This is a genomic window from Halobacteroides halobius DSM 5150, assembly GCF_000328625.1.
Taxonomy (GTDB): domain Bacteria; phylum Bacillota; class Halanaerobiia; order Halobacteroidales; family Halobacteroidaceae; genus Halobacteroides; species Halobacteroides halobius.
Window position 1 is genome coordinate 745,876 of record NC_019978.1, and the last position, 20,092, is coordinate 765,967.

Genomic DNA, 20,092 nt, shown 5'->3' on the forward strand with positions numbered 1-20,092 from the left:
ATCATAAATTTTAAGGAGGGATAAAATGACAACTGCTAAAGCACTAAGTAAAGAATCATTAGAAATTATAGGCATGAGTTGTGCTTCATGCGCTCAAGCTGTTGAAAATAGTGTAGCTGAATTAGATGGTGTAAAAAATGCTAATGTTAACTTTGCTACTGAAAAACTAAGTGTTGAGTTTGATAAATCAAAGTTAGATATAAGTGATATTAAAGCAGCAGTAAAAGATGCCGGTTATGAAGCAGAAGAGGATATAGAATTAAGAGAGGTTACAATTCCTATAGGAGGTATGAGTTGTGCTTCGTGCGCAGCAGCAACAGAAAAAGAAATTAATAAGTTAGATGGAATAGAGGAAGTAAATGTTAACTTTGCAACAGAGAAGGCAAATGTAAAGTATAATTCTGAGGAGACTAGAATCTCAGAGATTAAATCAGCAATTACTGATGCTGGATATGAACCATTAGAGGTTGAGACAGGTCAACAAGTTGATGCTGAACAGGAACGAAGACAAAATGAGATACAGACTTTATTAAAGAAACTTATTACTTCATCAGTGTTTGCAGTCCCATTACTCTATATAGCAATGGGACATATGATGGGGTTGCCAATTCCTGAAATCGTAAATCCAGAAGTTAATCCACTAAACTTTGCAGTAATTCAGTTATTATTAACTATTCCTATAGCAATAGCAGGTTATAAATTTTATACAGATGGGTTTAAGTTACTATTTAAAGGTAATCCTAATATGGATTCTCTAATAGCCATTGGTACCTCGGCTGCTATAGTCTATGGATTATATGGGATAGTACAGATTTATACTGGTAATGTAGAGTATACTAATAATCTATACTTTGAAAGTGCAGGAGTTATTATTGCTTTAATTTTATTAGGAAACTACTTAGAAGCAGTTTCTAAGGGTAAGACTTCAGAAGCAATTAAGAAGTTAATGGACTTACAAGCAACAACTGCTACTGTAATTCAGGATGGAGAAGAGATGACTATTCCTGTAGAGGAAGTTGAAGAAGAAGATGTTATTGTAGTAAAACCAGGTGAGAAGATTCCAGTTGATGGTATTGTAGTTGAAGGACATACCTCTGTTGATGAATCAATGTTAACTGGTGAGAGTATCCCAGTTGAAAAAGAAGAAGGCGATAAGGTAGTAGGTGCAAGTATTAATAAGAATGGAACTATTAAATTTAAGGCTACAAAAGTAGGTAAGGATACAGCCTTGGCCCAAATTGTTAAATTAGTAGAAGAGGCTCAAGGTTCTAAAGCCCCAATAGCTGATCTAGCTGATATTGTTGCCGGTTACTTTGTACCAACTGTAATTGGAATTGCTATTGTATCTAGTTTGGCTTGGTATCTAGCTGGTTCTAGTGGAGTTTTTGCCTTAACTATCTTTATTTCTGTATTAGTTATTGCTTGCCCCTGTGCTCTAGGTTTAGCTACACCGACAGCTATTATGGTTGGTACTGGTAAGGGAGCAGAAAATGGTGTTTTGATCAAAGGTGGAGTTCCTTTAGAAACAACTCATAAGATAGAAAGAATTATTTTTGATAAAACTGGTACCATTACTGAAGGAAAGCCAGAGGTTACAGATGTTATAACTACTGCAGAATATAGTGATAATCAATTATTAAGCTTAGCAGCTTCAGCAGAAAAAGGTTCTGAACATCCATTAGGTGAGGCAATTGTAAGAGATGCTGAAGAAAAAGAATTAGAATTTAAAGATATTAATAATTTTGCGGCTATACCTGGTCATGGAATTAAAGTAGAAGTTGCAGGTCAGAATATCCTATTTGGAAATCAAAAGTTAATGGATGATAATAATATAGAGATCGATTTACAAGATGAAGCAGATAGATTAGCTAATGAAGGGAAAACACCAATGTTTATGGCCGTTGAAGGTAAATTAGCAGGAATTGTTGCTGTAGCTGATACTGTTAAAGAAAATAGTGCTCAAGCAATTGAAAAGCTTCATGATATGGGGATTGAAGTTGCTATGATTACAGGTGATAACCAAAGAACAGCTAATGCTATTGCCAAACAAGTAGGTATCGATATTGTGCGAGCAGAAGTATTACCTGAAGATAAAGCAAATGAGGTAAGAAAGTTACAAGATGGAGGTAACCAGGTTGCTATGGTTGGTGATGGCATTAATGATGCCCCGGCCTTGGCCCAAGCTGATATTGGAATGGCTATTGGTTCGGGAACAGATGTTGCTATGGAATCAGCTGATATAGTATTAATGAAGGATGATATTCTAGATGTAATAACAGCGATTCAATTAAGTAAAGCTACAATTAGAAATATTAAGCAGAATTTATTCTGGGCCTTTGCTTATAATTCAGCCGGTATTCCAGTTGCAGCAGGTTTATTATATATCTTTGGTGGGCCAATGCTTAATCCAATGATTGCTGCTGGAGCAATGTCATTAAGTTCAGTTTCTGTTTTAACTAATGCATTAAGATTAAAGAACTTCAAGCCTAACTATAAATTGGATTAAGAAACTGAGGTGAAATAAATGAGCTCATATCAAGACCAAAAAGATAACTTATTATCCCGCTTAAATAGAGTTGAAGGACAAATTTGTGGTATTAAAAAAATGATAGAAGAAGATAAATACTGTGTTGATGTTTTAACTCAAATAAGTGCTGTCAAGGGAGCTTTAAATAAAGTAGGAATGACTGTTTTAGAGTCACATACTAAAGGTTGTGTTAGTGATACTATTGAGTCTAAAGCCGATAGTGATGAAGTTATTGAAGAATTAATGGAGGTAATCTTTAAATTTACTAATAAATAAGTTGTAACAATGCCTCAAATCTTATAATGAAGGGAGGGATACAAATGAAGGAAGTGCTATTTAACGTAGAAGGAATGTCCTGTGGACATTGTAAAAATTCTGTAGAGACAGCTTTAAATGACTTAGCTGGTGTTAATAATGCTACAGTAGATTTAGATGCAGCTACAGTTACAGTTAAATTTGATGATACAGTAAGTGAAGCTGATTTGAAAGCAGCTATTGAAGATGCTGGTTCTTATCAAGTTAAATAATTTTGTTACAGGCTACTTCCTGGTTTAGGGAGTAGTCTTTTTATTAATTTAGCTATTAAAAACAATTAATAATTTTTATTAATAAGCAGGAGAATATGTAGTTTTGTATAAAATAAAAATATAGATAGTATTAAAAGGAGCTGATAAGATGGATAAATATTCGAAAACGTATAATAAGTTATCTAATTTAGGGTTAGAGTTAAAATTTGGTTTAGGATTAATTTTAATTTTATTAATTAGTTCTCCTATTGCTGAGTTTATTAATCAGTTAATAAATAATTATATTTATAATGGAATTAATATAATCGTTATCATTAAAATTACGGTTAGTTTGATTTTAGCTGAAGCTTTATTATACCAGCTTGTTAATAGACAAGTTAACCAAATTGAAGATGATGAAATAGCGGTTGATGATAGTGAGGAAGATACAAAAGGAATTATTAAAAACATAGGACATGAAATTAGCAATTTATTAATTTACGGTCATGAATTAGCGGCCTCATCGCAAGAAGGAAAGGCCAAGGTAGGAGATACAACGGAGATGATTGAGAATATGACAGCTAGTATTGAAGAAATTTCAGCTAGCGCTCAAGAAGTAACTAGTTTTGCCCAAGAATCAACTTCTAAAACAAAATTAGGAAGAGATAATATTAAAGAGACGATTGATAGTATAGAGGAGATTAATCAAGCAGTAGATGAAACAATAGGAACAATGAAGGAATTAAATCATAACTCTCAGGAAATTGGAGAAATTATAGAATTAATTACTAATATAGCAGACCAAACTAATTTATTGGCTTTAAATGCAGCAATAGAGGCTGCTAGAGCGGGAGAACATGGTCAAGGGTTTGCAGTAGTAGCAGATGAAATTAGAGAGTTAGCAGAAGAAACAGCTAATGCTACAGATGATATTATTGATATAGTTCAAGAGACACAAAATAAATCGAATCAGGTTTTAAATTCTTTTCAGAAAGTAGATAGTAAAGCTAAAGAAGGTAAAGAAGTTGCTCAGGAGACTGATCAAGTATTTGCCCAAATAGAACAGACGAGTCAAGAAACAGCTACAATGATTGAACAGACAGCTGTAGCAGCGCAAGAGATTGCTGAAAATAGTGAGGAATTAATGGATGATGCACGAGTTATTTCAGATATTTTTGATGTTGTTTCTAATTCTTCAGATGAACTAGCTAACATGAGTAATAATATAAATAAGTTAGTAAATAAGGCTAGGGTTGATGCTGATGATGAAACGAATTTAATTCAATGGGATGATAGTTATTTAGTTGGAGTAGAATTGATTGATGATCAACATAAAGAGCTATTTAAACGAATTAATGATTTAATTAAAGCTAATAAGTTAAATGAAGGTAAGGAAGAAATCGGGAAAACGATAGAATTTTTAGCTGATTATACAGTTAAACATTTTAATGATGAGGAAGAGTTACAACAAGAATATGAATATCCACATTATGATGCTCATAAAGAGCTTCATGATAAGTTTGTTCAAGATATAAAAGATTTCAAGGTTGAGTTTGAAGCAGGAAGAATAGATACAGCTAGTATGATGAAATTTAATAAACGGATTACTCAGTGGTTGATTGATCATGTAAAAGGTATTGATCAAAAACTTGGAGAGCACATTCAAAAACAGCAATAAGAATTTAAGTGGCTAGTCTTTATTTTTAGAGGCTAGCTTTCGTATTTTTTAGAAAGCTTAATTATTGATTAGTGGGGTGATGAAAATAGTACTTAAGTCAAATTTTATTCAACCTAAAGTTAAAGATCAAGTTTGGATCAAGCAAGATCTGCTTTATAAATATAAGAGTATTAATGATTATAATTTGATGGTTATTAAAGGAAGATTAGGAGCAGGAAAAACGACTAGTTTATCATATTTTTTAGAGCAAAATTATGAAGAGAAGATTTATTGGTATAGTATTAATGATAAAAATGAAGATAAAATTAAATTTTGGCGGAGTATAATTGAAGCCTTTAGATTTAATGATTTAGAAATTAAAGAAGCAACGACTGATTTGGTTTCTAAATTAACAGCAGGTAAGCTAAAGGTTAAAGAAGTTATAAATAGATTGCTTGATACTTTACGGGCCAAGCTAAATGGTGATGCTATATTAGTTATTGATAACTTTCATGTGCTTAATAATAAGCCATCTTTGCTAAATACATTAAGTTATTTTATTGAACAGATGTCTAAAGATCTACATTGTGTAATTATTAGTAGACTTAAAGTTGATTTACCTAAGTTACCGTACTGGAAGATAAAAAAGAAAGCAATATTGATTGAAGATAAAGATTTTTTATTGAATCAAGAGCAGATCAAAGCTCTATTTTTAAATCAATATCAGCTTAATCTTGGCCCATCACAAATAAAAAAGATAAATGAGCTTAGTCAAGGTTGGCCCTTAGTAATAGATTTAATTGCTAAAAAGATGAAGGCAGGAATTAGTTTAGAAGAGATAATTACTAACCAAGAAAATTTCCAGCTGTTATTTAATTATTTAAGGGTAGAATTTTTAGATAAATTGGCTTTGGATGTACCTAATTCAAAAGAGTTTTTACTTAAAACTTCTTTATTAAAGGATATTAAAGTAGATATCTGTGATAAATTATTAAAGATCAATAATAGTAGCCAGTTGTTAGAAGAACTGATAGATAAGACTGGTTTAATTACGAAAGAAAAAAGTAATTATCAGTATCATCCTATTTTACATAATTGTTTACAACAAGAGGCAAAAGAAGTATATGATTTTAATCAAATTTATAACAAGTTAAAAAAGATATCTTATCAGACTAACTCTTTTGAACAATTAGTTTATTATATTATAAATAATGATAGCAAGGATAAGATTATAGAATTAGTTTTAGACCAGGGGGAAAATTGGTTAACAAGTAATAAATATAAATTAATGGATGAGAGCTTATCATATTTGCCAAAAGAAAGTTTTTTTGAGTATCCCAGATTGTTTATTTATCAGGGGGATTTATATTTTTATCAATTAAAGGTTCATTCTGCTTTGGATTGTTATCAACAGGCAGAAGACTTATTGGTTACCCCAGAGGATTTAATTTCTCTATGGCTAAAAATAGCTAAACTTTATGCCTGGGCTAATTCCAATAAATTATTTATTTATCTTAAAAAAATAAGAGACTATAAAGCAGAGCTTTCTCTAAAAGAAAAAAGAGAATTATCTTACTTAAAGATTATTGCTAAGATGATTAGAGGTGAATTTAAAAAAGCCAATTCTTTATTAGAAAGTTATGTACTTGCAGATAGTATTTATTTAGAATTAAAAGCTAATTTATCTTTTATGCAGGGGAATTTAACAAAGGCTAGGAGGTTAGCAGATAAATTAGCAAATAATCAGTTAGCCGATTATTTACTTTATAATACTATTTTTCTACCTGTTTTTAATAATCTCTTTACTGGAGAGGTCTATCAAGCTCAAGAATATATTTGGAATGAATTAAATGAAAATATTCCGCTAATGGAGACTTTTATTAATTACTATTTGTTACAGACAGAGGAGTTATTACAAATAGAAGATTCAGATAAATATAAAAAAGAGTACACAAGATTTTTTAGGCAGATTGAAAGCTGTCCTTTTTCAGCTTCTTGGTATAGAATGGAGTTATTATCTAGATTAGCTCATACTGCTACTTTTATTGGTGATTATAAAACGGGAATTAACTATTTTAAGCAAGGTTTAAAACTTATTAAACAAAGAGAAGATAATTTATATGAAGCTATCTTTAAGAAGGGATTAGGTCTTAATTACTATTATAATGGGAAAGAAAAAGAGGGAATAAGTTTATTGCAACAAGCTAGGAATATATTTAATAAAATAAATAACAATTTCAATTTAGTAGTAACAGAATTATTATTAGCCTTAATTTATTATAAGCAAGATCAAAGGAAAGAATTTAAGGAGCATATCAAATTATCTTTACAAGTTGCTAGGGAGAATAACTATGATTATTTATTTTTAAAGCCTACAATAGAAGGGATTAGAGACCCTAATAAGATTGTACCACTATTAACTACAGCCACAAGCTTAAAAATTGAAGCAGAGTATGTTAATAAACTATTAAATAAGTTAGAAATTAATAGAGCAGATAGCCATCCCGGTTATTCACTAAAGGTTAGAGCATTAGGAGAATTTAAGCTTTATTGTGGTCAAAAAGAGGTTGCTCCTCAAGAGTGGAAACGAAAGAAAGCAAGGGAATTATTTGAATTATTATTAGTTAAAAGAAATAAGTTTATAGCTAGAGATAGGATATGTGAATTACTATGGCCTAATAAAGCATTAAAAACAGCTAAACAGAATTTTTATGTAGCTTTAAATAGACTAAATAAAATTTTAGAGCCAAATAGAACTAAAGGAGAAGCTCCTTTCTTTGTTATTAAAAATGATTCATCATATAAACTAAATACTGCTATTACTTATTTTTATGATGTTGAATTATTTGAGGAATTAATTACAAGGGGCAAGAATTCTAATACTGAATCAGTTAAGATTAATTATTATAAACAAGCCCTCAAGTTATACCAAGGTCAATTCTTGGAGCATAATTTATATGCTAGATGGACAATAAGAGAACGAGAGAGATTAGAAAATTTGTTTTTAGATATTGCAGCTAAGTTAATAGAATATTATTATCAAAAGGAAGGTTATAAGACAGTGATTGAATTAGCTAATAAGATTTTACAAATAGATAATTATTTTGAAAAAGCTTATCTTTATAAAGTAAAATCTTATATTCAATTAAGAAGACGTGATTTAGCGATTAAGACTTATTTAGAATGTAAAAAGATTTTAAAACAAGAATTAGGTGTAGAGCCTAATTCCAAATTACAAAAACATTATCAAATAATAAGTGTCTAATAGTACCCTTTAGTAGGGTACTTTTTTAACTAGATATGGTTGGAAAACTGAGAGATTTATGATATGATTAATAATAGTAATTAATACCATTAAGGAGGATTCTTTAATGAAAGATAAGATGTATACTCCCCCGAGAGTGTATAGTAACTCGCTACAAAAGCAAAGTTTAGTACAAAAATATAAGCAGATTAAAGATATATCTTTAACAATAATTCAGGCTCAATTAGGTTCAGGTAAAAGTAATAGTATTGCTAATTTTTTAAATGAGAATTATAAGGATAGTTTTTACTGGTGTAATATTCAAGATAAGTTAGTTAGTCAACAGAAATTTTGGCTTGAATTTATGGGAGCTTACAAAGATGATATAGAGTTTGATGATTCTTTAGAGATTAAAGAGTTGATTAATCTAGCAATTAATTCCTTAATAGAAAAATTTAATAGAGATATTTTTTTAGTTATAGATGATTTTGATTTGATAAAAGAAAATAATGATTTATTAGCTTCTTTTTATTATTTTGTAGCTAATTTACCAGAAAATTTACATTTGATAATTATAAGTCGAACTAAAGTTAACCTGCCTAGATTGTCTTATTTAAAATTACAAAATAAGTTATTAATAGTTGATGACAAAGATTTTATTTTTCAACCTGAAGAAATAAAGGATTTTTTTAACTGTGAATATAATTTAATTATTTCACTAGTTGAAGCCAAGAAAGTATTTACAGTTAGTGAAGGATGGTTATTGGCCCTTGATATTATTGGTGCTTCTTTACAAGCAGGTAATGATTTAGATGAGGTTATAGCTAATAAAAATCAAGAATTCACCGGAGTATTTGATTATTTGCGCTATGATTTATTAGATAAAATAGTTAAAGAAGAATTAGTTTCTAAAGAATTTCTTCTTAAAACCTCAGTGCTTAAGAAGTTAAAGGTTAAGGTCTGTAATCAATTATTAAATATTAATAATAGTCAAGAAATATTAGATTATTTAGCTAAAAGAATTGGATTTGTCTATAAAATTGATGATAAAAGTTATCGGTACCATAGATTATTTGCTGAATTATTAAAAGACCAAGCTGCTAAAGTCTATGATTTAGACTTATTATATCCGCAAGTAGAAAAAATATATAAACAAAATAATCTGTGGGAAGAAGCTATCTATTATAATCTAAATAATAATAGAGAAGAAGCAGTGGTAAAATTAATTATTAAGCAGTATAAGAAATTAATAGAGCAAGGGAAAGTTGATCTTTTAAAACAAACCTTAGATACTTTATCAGATGAAGTATATAGAGCTTATCCAAGATTATTTATCTGTCAAGGAGATATATATTGTTATTTAGAAAAGTTTTTTTTAGCTCTTGAAAGTTATTTGAATGCTAAAAGATATTTGCAAGTTGATAGTAAAGATTTAGTTAATGTTTTAATTAAAATTGCTAAGCTTTATTTATTTTTAAATTCTCCAGAGGGTTTAAAGTATCTTAAGCAAGTAAAAGAGCTTAAATTGTCTTCAAGTCAAAAGAGAAAAGTAAAAAAATTAAATATTATTGCTGAGTTTATGCAAGGAAATATAGCAGAGACTAAATGGTTATTAAGGGAGTTAGAAGAAAGTAACCTTTACTATGAGCTAAAGGCTATAATTGCATTTAGTACAGGAGAGTTTAAGCAAAGTAAAAAGTTTATAAAACAAATAACAGTAACTGAAAATAGATTATTTGATTATTGGATAATATATACTCCTTTTTTACCTATATATATTAACTTATTTATGGGCCAAATTTATAAAAGCCAAGAGTATGTGTGGAGTAATTTTTCAGTCTCCAATAGTGAATTAAAAGAAATAGCTGAGTATTATCTTTTAGGGATACAAAGTTTTCTAGGAGTTAATAAGTCTAGTTACCAAGACGAATACACTAAGTTAATAGAAGTCGTTTCTGATTTTGGTTTTAATTGGTATAGGATTCATTTATTAACTTATATTGTTGTGTGGGAAGCTTTTTATGGTAATCCTAAGCAGGGGATAAAATACGGAGAAAAGGGATTAGATTATATTAAAAAAGTTAAAAGTGAATTTTATAGAGGTAATTTACTAATAGGTTTAGGAATTAACTATTATAAGCTAGACCAATTAGAGAAAGCTTATCAATATTTAGAAGAAGCTAAGAGTATATTTTCTAAGTGTAATAATCAGGTTTACTTATTTTATATATTGTTGTGGTTATCTAAGATTAGTTATAAAATCAAGGCTGAAAATCAATTTATAACGGATATGGATGAATTATTGACTTTGGCCCAAAAAGAGTCATATGGTCATTTGTTATTACGACCAGAAGGGATACTAGGTAGCAAAGATTATGGTAAATTAATTCCATTATTATTGGAGGCTAGAGAAAAAGAAATTAAAATTGATTACAGCGATAAAATATTAAAGCAGATGAATTTTAAAGATATAAAAAGACACCCAGGTTATTCATTACGAATTAGTGCTTTAGGATGTTTAGAGATTTATCGTGGGCAAGAAAAAATCAGTTCAGATGAGTGGAAGCGTAAAAAGGCTAAGGATTTATTTGAATTATTATTAGTAAAGCAAGGACAATTAATTCCTAGAGATAGAATATGTTATCTATTATGGCCTAATAAGGATAAAGAAGCTGCTGAAAGAAATTTTTCAGTAACTTTAAGTTTTTTAAATAAGGTCTTAGAGCCCAGTAGAAGGAGACGAGAAACTCCATTTTTTATTATTAAAAAGGGGAATTCATATGGTTTAAATCAACAAGCAGCTTACTTTTATGATGTTAACTATTTTGAAGAAATAATTAACCAAGGAAAAGAAACTAATAAAATGGTAGTTAAGATAAATTATTACCACCAAGCTTTAGATCTCTATCAGGGTGGTTTTTTAAAAAATAGTTTAGATAAAGATTGGATACAACAAGAGAATAATAGATTAGAGTTGTTATTTTTAGAGATAGCTGAAGAATTATTAAAATACTACTATCAACAACAAGATTATGAAACTAGTCTAGAAGTAATAGATAAAATCTTAAAGCAAAATAAATGTTATGAACAGGCTTATCTTTATAAAATGAAAATATATTTTCAGTTAGGTAGAAGAGAATATGCTATAAAGACCTACTATAACTGTAAAAAAACATTAAAAGAAGAGCTAAACTTGGCCCCTAGTAATAATATAGAACAATATTATAGTCTATTAGTTTCATAAAAATACATTTTAGCTATTAATTTATTTCTTTTTTTATTATGAAAAAAGGAGATGATTGCTGTGGCAAATAATCAAGTTTCAAAAGATAAAATAACCCAATTAAAAAATGATATGAAAGATATGGCGTTTAAAAAAGAAAGTTTACTTGATGATGAAGTACAGCAATTAAGTAGACAATTAGATAAAGAAATAATAAAGTTTTATGAAAATAAAAATAACTATTAATAAAGAAGGTGGTATTGTTAATGAATAATTTTTCTATAGCTTTTTTATTAACTTTATTTGCAGGATTAGCAACAGGTATTGGGAGTGTGTTAGTTTTATTTATCAAAGATGTAAAGAAGTCTTTTTTATCTATTTCGTTAGGTTTTTCAGCGGGGGTTATGATTTATGTATCTTTTATTGAAATATTCTTTAAAGCCCAAGAATCATTAGTTTCTTATTTAGGGGTTAGAAATGGTAAGATAGTAACAGTTGTTTCGTTTTTTTTAGGAGTTTTAATGATTGGTTTAATTGATAAATTAGTCCCTGATATAGAAAATCCCCATCATGCTCATAATCAAAATGGGGCTAATAATTTAGAACAAGAGAGAGGAGTTGATGAGGATGCCCAGTTATTAAGAATGGGGGCTTTTTCAGCTTTAGCAATTGCTATACATAATTTCCCAGAAGGTTTAGCTACTTTTGCTTCTGCTTTAAAAGATCCTAGTTTAGGTATCCCGATTGCTATAGCTATAGCAATTCATAATATTCCTGAAGGAATTTCTGTATCAGTTCCAGTTTACTATGCTACTAAGGATAAGAAGAAGGCTTTTTTCTATTCATTTTTATCTGGCTTATCTGAGCCAATAGGTGCTTTTATAGGTTATTTTCTGTTAAGGTCATTTTTTAATGATTTAGTATTTGGTATTTTATTTGGCATGGTAGCTGGGATTATGGTCTTTATTTCTATTGATGAATTATTGCCAACCTCTAGAAATTATGGCCAAGGTCATCAAGAAATTTATGGCTTTGTGGCAGGAATGGCAGTTATGGCTGTAAGTTTATTATTATTTTAAATTGGAATTTAAAATAATATTTATTTGTAACAATATTGTAAGTTAATTGTTATAGATTAGATAGCAGTATATGTTATTATATATAATAGGAACTCAAAATAATCTATAATGTTTTAAAAATAAGAGGAGGGTTTAATTATGCAAAAGTACGTTTGTACAGTTTGTGGTTATGTATATGATCCAGAGGAAGGAGATCCAGATGCAGGAATAGAACCAGGGACTCCTTTTGAAGAATTGCCTGAAGATTGGGAGTGTCCATTATGTGGTGTAGGAAAAGATATGTTTGAACCAGAAGAGTAATACTTTAGTCAAGGAGGTAGTGTATCTATGAAAAAGCGAGGTATTTACAAGTGTCAAACATGTGCTAATGTAGTAGAGGGTGTTAATGCTGATGCTCCTGATGTAGTTTGTTGTGGTAAGACGATGAATCGACTAGAGGCGCAGACTGATGATGCTAGCAATGAAAAACACGTACCTGTAATTAATGAACTTGACCAAGGAGTAGAGATAGTAGTAGGAACAACTTTACATCCAATGGAGGATAAACACTACATTGCCTTTATTGAGGTATTAACAGAAGATAAAGTGCTTAGAGCTGAATTAAAACCAGGTGATAAGCCTCAAGCAAAGTTTAATATTGATAAATCAAAGATAGTTGAGGTTAGAGAATACTGCACTGTCCATGATTTATGGAAGGCGTAAGTTTAGATATTGAATTAACAAGGAGGCTTAGTTATGTCGAAATTAAAAGGTACTAAAACAGAAAAAAATCTACTTAAAGCATTTGCTGGTGAATCGCAGGCTAGAAATCGATATACTTATTTTGCTTCTCAAGCTAAGAAGGATGGTTATAGACAGATTGCTAATATCTTCTTAGAAACAGCTAGAAATGAGAAGGAGCATGCTGAACGTTTTTTTAAATTTTTAGAGGGTAGAGATGTAGAAATTGAAGCTACTTATCCTGCGGGAGTAATTGCTACGACTGAAGAAAATCTAGAAGCTGCTGCTGCTGGTGAAAATGAAGAACATACTGAATTGTACCCTGAGTTTGCTAAAGTAGCTGAAGAAGAAGGTTTCTCTAAAATAGCAGAAGTCTTTAGAAGAATAGCTATGGTAGAGGTAGAGCATGAAAAAAGATATTTAAAACTATTGGAAAATGTTAGAGAAGAAAAGGTATTTAAAAAAGATAGTGAGGTACGATGGAAGTGTGGTAATTGTGGTTATGTTCATGAAGGATCTGAAGCTCCAAAAGAATGTCCTGCTTGTGCTCATGATCAAGATTACTTTGAATTAAAAGAAAAGAATTATTAATAATTGTAGTTATTAGGGGAGGACTATTAATAGTCCTCCCCTTTTTAATTTAAATTTTTATTTAGTTATTTTTTCTTTTACTTGTTTGGTGATTTTTGTTAGATTATCTTTTGTAGGGATATATTGAACTTTAATTTGATCAAGTACGTTAAAATTACAGTCTTGTTCTAAGATCTCACTAACTTGTTTGATACTTTGTCCTCCCCAACCATAAGATCCAAAAGCTAATCCAAATCTGTCTTTAGGGGCCAACCCTTTCATATAAGTTAAGAAGGCTGATACATTTGGTAATAAATTATTATTTAATGTTGGTGAACCAACACAGATATATTTAGCTGTAGCTACTTCTGTCATAATATCAGATTTATCATTTGTTTCTAAATTAAACATTTGGGTCTTAATCTTTGATTCTTCAAAAGCATCCTGAATAGCATAAGCAATCTCTTCTGTTGAATCCCACATAGTACCATAGATGATTACTGCTTTTTCATCTGTTTTATTAGCCGACCATTTTTGATACTGCTTAATAATTTTTGTAATATTATCCCGCCAGATAATTCCGTGAGATGGAGCAATCATCTCTACATCTAAATCACTAACTGTATCTAAAGCTCGTTGTACTTGAGCACCATAAGGTAAAACAATATTAGCATAATATTTCTTAGCTTCTTCAAGAATAATGTCAAGTGGATATTGATCATCAAACCTTTCAGAAGAAGCTAAATGTTGTCCAAAAGCATCATTAGAGAATAAAATCTTCTCTTCTGGTAAATAAGTAACCATATTATCCGGCCAGTGAACCATTGGCGTAAAGACAAAGTTTAGGCTTCTACTTCCTAAATCTAATTCTTCTCCGGGCTTAGCAAGTTGAAAGTCCCAATCTCCTTGATAGTGTTTTTGCAGCCCAGACTTTCCTTTAGGTGAAGTAATTATTGTAGCATCAGAAGCTACTTTCATTAATTTAGATAACCCACCTGAGTGATCCATCTCCACATGATTAGAGACTACATAATCAATCTCTGCTGGATCAATTACTTTCGAGATACGCTCTATCATTTCATCATATAAGTAATGTTTAACAGTATCAATTAATGTTACTTTATCATCTACAATTAAATAAGCATTATATGTAGAACCACGTTGGGTTGAGTAGCCGTGAAAGTTTCTAAGATCCCAATCAATACCTCCTACCCAATAGATATTATCAGTTATTTTTATTGCTTCCATTTTTTATTTCCTCCCTATATAAGATGGTTGTGCTTTTAATCCGCTGTATAAGTTATTCTTTAAAGTAATAATAATTCCTGGTAAAGAATCAATCTTTTTAGCAAAAATTTATTGAAAAAGTAAAATTAATTTATTATACTGATAATAACAACTACATATTCTTACCACTAGGGGCGCTCGTTAGGGCTGAGATAGAGTATAGACTTTAGTCCCTTCTACCTGATCTAGATAATACTAGCGTAGGGAAGTGGCTTTTGATTAGTATACAGGTCTACTATATCTTTTTTGTAATCAAAGGCACAGTTCCTTAGGGGACTGTGTTTTTATTTTTTTGGTAAAGATTAAGGTTTGGGAGGTGTTAATTATGAAGCAAGTATTAACAATTGCTGGTTCTGATTCTAGTGGGGGAGCTGGAGTTCAAGCTGATTTAAAAACCATAACTGCTTTTGATGTTTATGGAGCTTCTGTAATTACTGCTGTGACTGCTCAAAATACATTAGGAGTACAAGGTATTGAAACATTAAGCGGAGGGTTTGTGGGCCAACAAGTTGATTCAGTAGTTAGTGATTTAGATTTTTCTGCTGTTAAAACAGGGATGTTAGCTAATAGTGAGATTATACAAACTGTTGCCCAAAAGGTGAAGGAATATCAACTTGTTAATTTAGTTGTTGATCCAGTAATGGTAGCTACTAGTGGAGATTTATTATTAGCTAAAGAAGCGATTAATTATTTAAAAGAAGATTTAATCCCCTTAGCTAAAGTAATTACTCCTAATCTAAATGAAGCTAAAGTGCTAACAGGAAAAGATTTATCTGAAGATATCAGCTTAGAGGAGTTAGCTAGTGAATTACATAAGTTGGGTGCACAGTATGTTTTAGTTAAGGGAGGCCATCAAAAGCAAAAGGTTGCTAGAGATTTATTATATGATGGCGTAAAATTTAATGAATTTAGTACACCAAGAATTAAGACAGCAGATACTCATGGGACAGGTTGTACTTTGTCTTCAGCTATAGCTTGTAATCTGGCTTTAGGTTATCAGATAGAAGAAGCAGTTAAAAGGAGCAAGAAATATATTACTAAGGCTATCAAATCAGGCTGTCAAGTAGGAGCAGGAAATAACCCAGTTGATCATTTTGTATCAATCGAGGAGTAACATTAGTGATATATAGTTTAACTTTTAGATTGCTGAGAGAGGATTTCTCACTAGATAAATTTCTCAAAATAAGTCTAAGCTTACTTTCATAAAAATAAGGTTAAGCTAATCAAAATAGATGATTAGCTAACCCAAACCTTATTTTTATTCCAGTTCACTAAGACTTATTAACAAAAAATTTAAGAGTCGTTGCGAAACCCTCTCCAGCAATTATTAAAGGTATTGTGGGGCTTTTGGACTGTTTTATAGTTTTTGTTCATATGGTTTGAATGAAAGGTAAAATAGATATAAGTAAGCAAATCTATGATTTGGTTTATCTCATTTTTCCTGGAATGAAATGAACAAAAACTATTTAAGGAAAAAGCCACACAATGCCTAATTGAGAAGTGCCACTATATATCAATTAATTTTAGCTTTATGTTTATATGATTAATTGTTAATTGTAAATTATATAGGGGAGGCTAAGAATATGACAACACAGATGACAAAGGCAAGAGCAGGAGAAATTACTACTGAGATGAAACAAGTGGCTAGTAAAGAAGAGGTTGACGTTGAATTTATTCGCCAAGGAGTTGCAGAAGGTACTATTGTAATCCCAGCTAATAAAAATCATCAACACTTATCTCCTAATGGTTTTGGTAAGGGATTAGCCACAAAGATTAATGCTAATTTTGGTACTTCTGAAGATTATCCTAATCTTAATAAAGAATTAGAAAAGTTAAAAGTTGCTGTTAAAGCAGGAGCTGACGCAGTAATGGATTTATCAACTGGAGGTGATATTAATCAGACTAGAAAAGAGATTTTAGCTATGAGTGAGCTCCCTTTAGGTACAGTTCCTTTATATCAGGCAACTGTAGAGGTTTTAAGTGCGGATAAAGCTATCGTTGATTTAACTGTAGATGATATTTTTGCCGTAATTGAAGACCAGGCCCAACAAGGAGTTGATTTTATTACAGTCCATTGTGGTCTAACACTAGAGACACTACGCCATTTAAGAGAAGAAGGACGAGTAACTGATATAGTTAGTCGAGGAGGTTCTTTTATGGCTGGATGGATGCTACATAATGGAGCAGAAAATCCTCTTTATGAATATTATGACCGCTTATTAAATATAGCTTATAAGCATGATGTTACATTAAGCTTAGGAGATGGACTGAGACCTGGTTCATTAGCAGATGCTACTGACCGATCGCAGATTCACGAATTATTAATTTTAGGTGAATTGGTAGATAAAGCTAGAGAAGCTGAAGTACAGGTTATGGTAGAAGGGCCTGGACATGTACCTTATAATCAGATAGAGACTAATATGCAGCTGCAAAAAGAATTATGTAAAGATGCACCTTTTTATGTTTTAGGGCCATTAGTAACAGATATTGCTTTAGGATATGATCATATTAATGCAGCAATTGGTGGTACACTGGCTGCTACTTGTGGAGCTGACTTTTTATGTTATGTAACTCCAGCTGAACATATTGGCTTACCAAGTGTTGAAGATGTTAAAGAAGGAGTGATTGCTACTAAGATTGCTGCTCATGCAGCAGATGTAGCTAAAGGATTAACCCAAGCTAAGAAGAAAGATAGACAAATGGCACAAGCAAGAAAGAATTTAGATTGGGATAGACAGATTGAATTAGCAATTGATCCGCAAAAGGCTAAGGAATCTAGGGTAGATCATAATCAAAACTTAAAAGAAGAAGATGCTTGTACAATGTGTGGTTCTTTCTGTGCAATGAAAATAGTAGAAAAAGCACTGTAGTTAGTAAGCCTAGGGCTATGATGATGCTCTAGGCTTATTTCAAATATATTAAAGCAGTTGAAGCCCGAAAAATATATTTAAGGGGCCTACTTCTATAATTATAATTATTTATCTTATTAAGGTTGTTATTAATTTTTAGCAGGAGTGTAGAAATTTTATTTAAAGTTTATTTAATCTTGACAAGAGCGTTAATTATTAATATAATATTTATAAAGAAAGATTGGTATATACATTATATTGAATATATATTATAAGTTTATAATTGTAGGAGGGATTTAATTGGATAAAATTTCAAAAGATAAACCAACTCCTTTATATTATCAATTAAAAGAATTGTTACGCCAAAAGATAGAAACTGATGAATTAACTCCCGGAGATCGTCTGCCTGTTGAAAGGGAGCTATGTGAGAAACATGATATAAGTCGAATGACTGCTAGAAAAGCAATTATGGCTTTAGTAAATGAAGGATTGGTATACAGAGAACAAGGTAGAGGAACTTTTGTAGCAGAGCCTGAACCTAAAATGAAACATGAATTATCGAGACTTAAAGGATTTACTAAGGAAATGAAAGAAAAAGGATTAGAGATTGAAACTAAAATACTACTTTTTGAGTTAAAAGAAGCAACAAAAGGTATCAAAGATTATTTAAAAATATTGAATGAGAATACAAAAGTAATAAAAATGAGGAGATTAAGAATTGTAGAAAATGAACCATTTGCTATAGAAACAGTATGGGTACCTTACTATTTATGCCCAAACTTAAGTAAAGAAAAGGTAGCGGGGAGTTCACTTTATGAAATTTTCCAACAAGATTATAATTATGAATTAGACCATGCTAAGCAAACAGTAGAACCAATAATGTTGTCTGAATATGAAAGTGACCTATTAAAAGTAAGTGAGAAAGATTTAGCTTTGCTTTATAGGAGAAAAACTTATCTTTCAGATAATAAAATAATTGAGTATGTTAAATCTGTTTATAGAACTGATAAATATAAGCATGAAGTGATTTTAAATAATTTTTAAATTATAATTAGAGTGTTTTTTAAGTATATAATAAGTGATTTAAACTTATTTTCCATAAAAGCTACTTAAAAAAGAAAGAAAAATAAGATATTAAAAGTTTTCATTTTCATTAAAATTAAGTATTTTTATAAATAAGATTATAATTTTACAAGCCTACTAGAACTTATATTTAATTTTATAGGTAAAGTAGGCTTTTTATATTATATAAATGTGATAATGCTTATTATAAAAGGAGCATTCCTGTTAGGTTTAAAGATGACATTCGACAAAAAAATAACTCCTTGGTATAATTTTGGTTGGACAGACCAAATACCAAGGAGGCCAACAAATGAATTATACCCAAAATAAGAAGATTAAGCAAATTAAATCGACAACTTTAGTAATTGGAATCGATATTGCCAAGAAGAAACATGTAGCGAGAGCCCAAGACTATCGGGGGATTGAATATGATAAACCATTAAAATTTAAGAATACTCAGAGTGGTTTAGAAAAACTTTTAAATTGGATTAAGAAAGTTAAAGCAGAAAATGAGAAAGAAGAAGTAGTTATAGGAATGGAGCCAACAGGTCATTATTGGCTAAATATAGCTCAATTCATCACAGAAGAGGAAATAAAACTAGTACTAGTAAATCCTCATCATGTAAAGAAATCGAAAGAGTTAGATGATAATAATCCAAAGTTACTTTAAAATACTTTCCTTATCCAGATCAAATAGCTGAGATGGAAGCAGAAGAAATAGTAGCTAAATGGCGAGAGGAAGGTATTAAAAGAGGTGTAGGAATAAAGAGAGCTAAGAGGTTAAGAAAAGCAGCTGTGAGGTCAATAGGTGTAACAGAAGGAACCCAGATGGGGAAAGAAGAGATTGACTATCATATAAAACAATATTGTTTTATAAACGAAGAATTAGAAGTTTTAATGAGAAAAGTAGAAAAGCTTTTAGAAAAGATACCAGGGGTTGAAAAAATGCTGACAGTAGATGGAGTAGGAGTTAAAACAATAGCAGGTTTCATCTCAGAAGTAGGTGATTTGTGGGATTATGAACATCCAAAGTAAATTATAAGTTTGGTGGGTTTAAACCTTAAAAGAAAATAGCTCAGGTAAGCATAAGGGTGAAACCAAAATAACAAAGCGAGGGCGTCCTAAATTAAGAGCTTTGTTGTACAGGGTGGCAATGCCTCTGGTGGCTCAGAATGATGAATTTAGACAATTGCATAAATATTACACTACTCGTCGTGAAAACCCGCTTAAGAAAAAACAATCTCTGATAGTTTTGTGTTGTAAATTAATCCGAGTTCTTTTTACCTTAGGTAGAAAGCAAGTAGAATACGATGGCAAAAAGATGTTGAATGACATAAAAAGATCTAATGTGAAGAATGCTGCTTAAAG

General features: G+C 30.6%; 15 protein-coding genes, 1 pseudogene and 1 riboswitch. Of the genes and pseudogenes, 15 read left to right on the forward strand and 1 reads right to left on the reverse strand.

Annotated features, from left to right (window positions below; translation table 11 throughout):
- The first annotated feature begins 25 nt into the window (after positions 1–25).
- From HALHA_RS03775 to rbr, 11 genes are all read left to right on the forward strand, one after another.
- Positions 26–2,506 (forward strand): heavy metal translocating P-type ATPase, encoded by a 2,481-nt coding sequence (locus tag HALHA_RS03775; protein WP_015326467.1) that lies wholly within the window; start codon positions 26–28, stop codon positions 2,504–2,506.
- 18 nt (positions 2,507–2,524) lie between these two features.
- Positions 2,525–2,803: a metal-sensitive transcriptional regulator gene (locus tag HALHA_RS03780; protein ID WP_015326468.1), complete on the forward strand. Its 279-nt coding sequence runs from the start codon at positions 2,525–2,527 to the stop codon at positions 2,801–2,803.
- Positions 2,804–2,847: 44 nt separating this feature from the next.
- Positions 2,848–3,054 carry a copper ion binding protein gene (locus HALHA_RS03785; RefSeq protein WP_015326469.1) on the forward strand — a complete coding sequence of 69 codons (207 nt, stop codon included), beginning with the start codon at positions 2,848–2,850 and terminating at the stop codon, positions 3,052–3,054.
- A 148-nt stretch (positions 3,055–3,202) separates the two neighbouring features.
- Entirely contained in the window at positions 3,203–4,711 is a 1,509-nt protein-coding gene (locus HALHA_RS13805) for a bacteriohemerythrin (RefSeq protein WP_015326470.1), read from the forward strand.
- Between the two features lie 79 nt (positions 4,712–4,790).
- Positions 4,791–7,955 carry an AfsR/SARP family transcriptional regulator gene (locus HALHA_RS03795; protein WP_015326471.1) on the forward strand — a complete coding sequence of 1,055 codons (3,165 nt, stop codon included), beginning with the start codon at positions 4,791–4,793 and terminating at the stop codon, positions 7,953–7,955.
- Positions 7,956–8,061: 106 nt separating this feature from the next.
- Positions 8,062–11,178 carry an AfsR/SARP family transcriptional regulator gene (locus HALHA_RS03800; protein ID WP_015326472.1) on the forward strand — a complete coding sequence of 1,039 codons (3,117 nt, stop codon included), beginning with the start codon at positions 8,062–8,064 and terminating at the stop codon, positions 11,176–11,178.
- A gap of 60 nt (positions 11,179–11,238) precedes the next feature.
- Positions 11,239–11,403, forward strand: coding sequence for a Spo0E family sporulation regulatory protein-aspartic acid phosphatase (locus HALHA_RS13260; protein WP_015326473.1), 165 nt, complete (start codon positions 11,239–11,241; stop codon positions 11,401–11,403).
- Between the two features lie 20 nt (positions 11,404–11,423).
- Positions 11,424–12,236 carry a zinc transporter ZupT gene (gene zupT, locus HALHA_RS03805; protein WP_015326474.1) on the forward strand — a complete coding sequence of 271 codons (813 nt, stop codon included), beginning with the start codon at positions 11,424–11,426 and terminating at the stop codon, positions 12,234–12,236.
- Positions 12,237–12,374: 138 nt separating this feature from the next.
- Complete coding sequence (gene rd, locus HALHA_RS03810) at positions 12,375–12,536, forward strand: rubredoxin (RefSeq protein WP_015326475.1); 162 nt, start codon at positions 12,375–12,377, stop codon at positions 12,534–12,536.
- Positions 12,537–12,563: 27 nt separating this feature from the next.
- Entirely contained in the window at positions 12,564–12,938 is a 375-nt protein-coding gene (locus HALHA_RS03815; RefSeq protein WP_015326476.1) for a desulfoferrodoxin, read from the forward strand.
- Positions 12,939–12,971: 33 nt separating this feature from the next.
- Complete coding sequence (gene rbr, locus HALHA_RS03820) at positions 12,972–13,547, forward strand: rubrerythrin (protein ID WP_015326477.1); 576 nt, start codon at positions 12,972–12,974, stop codon at positions 13,545–13,547.
- Between the two features lie 57 nt (positions 13,548–13,604).
- On the opposite strand, the gene HALHA_RS03825 is transcribed toward rbr, so the two are convergent.
- Positions 13,605–14,774, reverse strand: coding sequence for an FprA family A-type flavoprotein (locus tag HALHA_RS03825; protein WP_015326478.1), 1,170 nt, complete (start codon positions 14,772–14,774; stop codon positions 13,605–13,607).
- 159 nt (positions 14,775–14,933) lie between these two features.
- Positions 14,934–15,037: riboswitch (TPP riboswitch) on the forward strand.
- Between the two features lie 101 nt (positions 15,038–15,138).
- On the opposite strand from HALHA_RS03825, the gene thiD reads away from it, so the two are divergent.
- From thiD to HALHA_RS03845, 4 genes and pseudogenes are all read left to right on the forward strand, one after another.
- A complete protein-coding gene (gene thiD / locus HALHA_RS03830; protein WP_015326479.1) occupies positions 15,139–15,927 on the forward strand; it encodes a bifunctional hydroxymethylpyrimidine kinase/phosphomethylpyrimidine kinase in 789 nt (262 codons plus the stop codon).
- A gap of 469 nt (positions 15,928–16,396) precedes the next feature.
- Positions 16,397–17,683 (forward strand): phosphomethylpyrimidine synthase ThiC, encoded by a 1,287-nt coding sequence (gene thiC, locus HALHA_RS03835; protein WP_015326480.1) that lies wholly within the window; start codon positions 16,397–16,399, stop codon positions 17,681–17,683.
- A gap of 279 nt (positions 17,684–17,962) precedes the next feature.
- The gene (locus HALHA_RS03840; protein ID WP_015326481.1) at positions 17,963–18,706 is read left to right on the forward strand and encodes a GntR family transcriptional regulator; all 744 of its coding nucleotides are present in this window, start codon (positions 17,963–17,965) and stop codon (positions 18,704–18,706) included.
- 328 nt (positions 18,707–19,034) lie between these two features.
- Positions 19,035–20,090 (forward strand): annotated as a pseudogene (locus HALHA_RS03845) (IS110 family transposase).
- Positions 20,091–20,092: the final 2 nt, after the last annotated feature.